This is a genomic window from Sporomusa sp. (genome assembly GCF_057736855.1).
Map to the genome: position 1 here is coordinate 1 of NZ_JBYKYF010000285.1, position 3,977 is coordinate 3,977.

3 protein-coding genes are annotated in these 3,977 nt (G+C 41.3%); all 3 read right to left on the reverse strand.

Going from position 1 to position 3,977, the window contains the following annotated elements; genetic code table 11:
* Positions 1 to 37: 37 nt before the first annotated feature.
* Complete coding sequence (locus AC29Z1_RS14710) at positions 38 to 802, reverse strand: helix-turn-helix domain-containing protein (RefSeq protein WP_488272207.1); 765 nt, start codon at positions 800 to 802, stop codon at positions 38 to 40.
* Between the two features lie 5 nt (positions 803 to 807).
* Positions 808 to 1,857 carry a tRNA 2-selenouridine(34) synthase MnmH gene (mnmH, locus tag AC29Z1_RS14715; RefSeq protein ID WP_488272209.1) on the reverse strand — a complete coding sequence of 350 codons (1,050 nt, stop codon included), beginning with the start codon at positions 1,855 to 1,857 and terminating at the stop codon, positions 808 to 810.
* A gap of 62 nt (positions 1,858 to 1,919) precedes the next feature.
* The coding region (locus AC29Z1_RS14720) for an FtsK/SpoIIIE family DNA translocase (protein WP_488272208.1) at positions 1,920 to 3,977 on the reverse strand (2,058 nt) is incomplete at its 5' end.

A 3,977-nucleotide genomic window follows, 5' to 3' on the forward strand; every position in this document is an offset into this window, starting at 1 on the left:
GCAAGAAATTTGTCATATCGGCAAATTTACCTCATTCCTATTGTGTTATTCCTGTTAATGTAAATGTTTTTACAACCACTTCACCATTTCCGCCAATTTTCCCTACCGAATTTCCGTTATATACCAAATCAACGGCTCCTGCGTTACCAAACTTGGCTGTTATATTATTAGCGGCTTCCCATGTAATCGATTCACCAATTTTCGGAGTACCTTCATAAATTGGCTTACCATCGGCTACAATTTGTGTCCAACATGGAGAATTATATTTAACGTTTATAATAACTTTTGCAGTAGCAGGATTGGCTGGTACAACAGACTGCGCTGCTGGCGTCGGATTAGAAGTCTGTTGCTGCGTTGCCTGCTCTGGCTGTTTGGGGGCTGCCGACTGAGGGGGTGGAGTAGGCTCCATTTTTTGACTGCTTGTGCTTGACATCCACCACGCCACTCCACCAACAACCGCTGCCACAACAACAGCTACCCCAAGCCATTTTAGTAAGACATTGCCGCTTGGAGATGATTGGGGAGCCTGTTCTTCTTGTTGGCTGTTTTCCGGCACATTCTCTGTAACCTGCCCTTTATTTTGATAGTATATCTCCATGATCCGCTGAGGTTCAAGCCCTAAAAAAGTTGCATAATTACGGATGAAGCCTTTTACATATACTTCGCCGGGGATAATATTATAGTTGCCTTCCTCAATAGCATTAAGATACAGAGCTCTAATACTTATTGCACTTTCAACATCTTTAATCGTTAGATTTTTCTTTAGACGCTCAGCACGTAAAATTTCCCCTACTGTTTGCAAACCAACTACCTCCCAAACTGTTGTAAGTATTGGATTATTTTTTCCGTTGCTTGCTCTATATCATCTGTGCTTACTACTAAATCATACATAGCTGGGTCTGACTTCCCGTACCCATAAACAGGATCGTAATACTCGTCAAGTAGTATCTTGACGACACTATGAACCTTACCTGCATTGAATTCTGTCAACAAGTAATCAGTTTTCTTATTACCAAGACGTCTGCGCAATGATTCAATAGCAGCAACGATTCCTTCAGCGTTATTATGAGAAAACTGTAAATACTCCTGAATTAATCGCTCTACCCGTACGTCAATGGTTGCTGTCACTAAAATCCTTTTTCCTTGTTTCATAGCATTAAACAAATTGTCGGGCAAATAAACATTACCAATACGCTTACTTTCACATTCGACCACGATATAAGGCTGTGTATTTAATTTTTCCAACGCCATTAGTAATTCTGCATCAAAATTTTGAGCTGTTGCTGGTCTACCTAAACCAATATGTCCAAAGACCGACCCGCGGTGATTGGCTAGCCTTTCCAGATTAATTACAGGAATGCTTGCCTTTTCCAATTTATTTAGAATTTGCGTCTTCCCAGTTCCTGTCGAACCGCAAAGAACAATAATTACAGGTTTAATATTGAAATCTTTTAGCCTATTTAACACAAATTGACGATACGCTTTATAGCCACCAGAAAGCTGGGAAGTCACAATTCCCATTAATTCCAGCACAGTAACTACCGATTTAGAGCGCATTCCCCCTCGCCAACAATATACAATAATTTTTCTCCCTGACTCACGAAGTTGGCGAACTTGTCCAACGATATCAGGCAATTTTGCAGAAACCAAATGCAAGCCAAGCTGTTTGGCTTCTTCAGCACCTACTTGCTTATAAATCGTTCCTACTTGAACCCGTTCATCATTAGTAAGTAAGGGAATGTTTATAGCTCCAGGTATATGCCCTGTTTCATATTCTGCCGGGGAACGCACATCAATAAAGATCGGTCTATCCAGGGCAAGAGCTGCGTCTAAACTAATAACACTATGCAAATACATCACCACTACTATTCTACCCTGCAAAAAAATGCGCTAAGCATATAAAGAGAGTTATTTAGAGTTTATTTATTAAAATATCTTGCATTAACTTGCTCAGAAGTCATAATAATTTCACGTGCTTTACTGCCAATATTGGGCCCGACGATTTTCATTTCTTCCATAGTATCAATTAACCTTGCTGCGCGTGTATATCCAATACGAAATTTACGTTGCAGCATAGATACAGAAGCCTGTCCGGTTTCCAATACCATACGTATGGCATCTTCCAAAAGTTCATCCTCAAAAAGATTGTGTTCTTCTTTATTGGCATTGGAGGTCTCAACCGTGGTTATGCCATCATCATACTCCGGCTCGGCCTGCTCTTTAATATAAGTTACCAAGGCTTCTACTTCGCTGTCGGAGATAAAGGCCCCTTGCACTCTAAGCGGCTTTGATGCCCCCACAGGGTAAAATAACATATCCCCTTTACCTAATAGTTTCTCGGCCCCGGCAGTATCTAAGATTGTCCGCGAATCAACCTGAGATGAAACAGCAAAAGAAATACGAGAAGGCACATTAGCCTTAATGGTACCTGTAATGACATCGACGGAAGGACGCTGTGTCGCCAATACCAAGTGCAGCCCTGCTGCCCTGGCTTTTTGTGCCAAACGACAAATGGCATCCTCAACATCGACAGGAGCTACCATCATCAAGTCAGCAAGCTCATCAATGATTATTAAAATTAAAGGCAAGCGACTATCATGATGAAGCTCATTATACCGTGCAATATCACGTACTCCCGCAGTAGCAAAAACTTCATAGCGGCGTTCCATTTCCTGTACAGCCCAGTTTAAGGCAGCTGCCGCTTTTTTGGCATCTGTCACTACCGGAGTTAGCAAATGCGGTATACCATTGTAGTTAGATAGCTCTACCATTTTGGGGTCAATTAAGACTAATTTTACTTCATCCGGCCGAGCTTTAAAAAGTACACTGGTTATCAACGTGTTGATACAAACACTTTTACCAGAACCAGTAGCCCCCGCAACTAGCAAATGCGGCATCTTAGCCAGATCAGCAACAATTGGCTGTCCTGCAATATCTTTGCCTAATGCTACGGTTAAACTGGAAGAAGAATTCAGGAATTCATTCGTTTCTAATACTTCTCGCAAGGCCACACCAGATAATTCTTTGTTAGGAACTTCAATGCCAATAGCCGCTTTACCTGGAATAGGAGCTTCAATACGAACTCCTGACGCTGCCAGTTTTAGGGCCAAATCGTCTGACAAATTTACTATTTTGCTTACTTTTACGCCAGGGGCAGGTTCAAGCTCATAGCGGGTAACTGTCGGACCTTGGCAAGTATTGATTACTTTTGCACTTACACCAAAGCTATCTAACGTCTGTTCCAGTATGCGAGCATTATCAGCAACTTCTTTCGATACCTTCGTTAAACGTGGACGATTTGGTTTTTTTAAGATCGATAGCGGCGGTAAATTATATGATGTATGTGTTTCCGTCAGTCCAGACCTAACCGGTACAAAAGAGTCTGGTTCACGTTCAGTTTGAGGAGGAGAAACTTCTTGAGAGTTGATTTCTCTTTTGATTTCTTTTTTCGGTATTTCGTGTTTCATGTCAGGCATGTTGTCTCGCTGCTGATCATAAAAAGAAGTCCTAACGCTAATCTCTTCTTCTTCTTTCGAAAAAATAGTTTCAGCTGATGCGGCAATGGCTTCCCTCGCGGAAAGCAAACTATCGACCGCCTTACCTTTCACCGTCAGTAATGCTGAAGCCAGAGACCAAGTTGTAATCAACAATATTGAACAAAGCAACATAGCAGCTAAAACAATAATCGAACCATGTACGCCTAACAATTTACGCAGAGCAAAAAGCAACACCCCTCCGGTAAAACCGCCGCCACTCACCAAACTGTCAGGCATAATTTCCTGGCCTACTGGAATCTTTATATGGTGATAAATGGCTAAAACTACAACATAGAAAAGCAATAAACCCCAAAATTTAACGGAATAAATAATTGGGCTTTTCGCTACAATGTACTTTAGCCCAATTATCAAAAATACTAACGGTACAATTATCGCGCCGATACCAAAAGTATATTTGAGAATTTTAGCAATAAATAACCC

Excerpts from the sequence above, each read along its gene's own strand:
- mnmH (WP_488272209.1), bottom strand. The coding sequence starts at position 1,857 with ATGTATTTGCATAGTGTTATTAGTTTAGACGCAGCTCTTGCCCTGGAT.